Raw genomic sequence first — 782 nt, 5'->3', positions numbered from 1 at the left:
CCGCGGTCGGCCAGCAGCTGCTTGGCGTCGGGCGAGACGTCGAGCCCCATGTCGCGGTCCTTCAGCCGGGCGTCGACCTGGGCGAGCATCAGATCCACGATCTTGATGATCTCGGCCGGCGTCAGCTGGTGGAAGACCACGATGTCGTCGACACGATTGAGGAACTCGGGCCGGAAGTGCTGCTTGAGCTCCTCCTGCACCGTCGCCTCCATCCGGCCGTAGTTGGAGTCGGCGTCGTCGGACTTGGCGAACCCGACCCCGATGCCCTTGGAGATGTCCCGGGTGCCGAGGTTGGTGGTCATGATGACGACCGTGTTCTTGAAGTCCACCACCCGGCCCTGGGCGTCGGTCAGCCGACCGTCCTCCAGGATCTGCAACAGCGAGTTGAAGATGTCGGGGTGGGCCTTCTCGATCTCGTCGAACAGCACCACGGAGAACGGCTTGCGCCGCACCTTCTCCGTCAGCTGGCCGCCCTCCTCGTAGCCGACGTAGCCGGGAGGCGAGCCGAACAGCCTGGAGACGGTGTGCTTCTCCATGAACTCCGACATGTCCAAGCTGATCAGCGCATCCTCATCACCGAAGAGGAACTCCGCCAGAGCCTTGGACAACTCCGTCTTACCGACACCGGAAGGACCCGCGAAGATGAACGAACCACCGGGACGGCGCGGGTCCTTCAACCCGGCGCGGGTACGCCGGATGGACCGCGACAGACCCTTGATGGCGTCGTCCTGACCGATGATCCGCTTGTGGAGCTCGTCCTCCATGCGCAGCAGACGCTGCGA

General features: G+C 64.6%; 1 protein-coding gene. It reads right to left on the bottom strand.

Annotated features, from left to right (window positions below; translation table 11 throughout):
• Positions 1-782, bottom strand: a 782-nt coding sequence (locus ETD86_RS54590) for an AAA family ATPase (RefSeq protein ID WP_138674419.1), incomplete at both ends; no start/stop codon positions are given.

The sequence above is a fragment of the Nonomuraea turkmeniaca genome (assembly GCF_005889735.1).
GTDB lineage: Bacteria > Actinomycetota > Actinomycetes > Streptosporangiales > Streptosporangiaceae > Nonomuraea > Nonomuraea turkmeniaca.
Note: the sequence above shows the minus strand (reverse complement) of the source record. Positions and strands in the feature narration are given on the sequence as shown.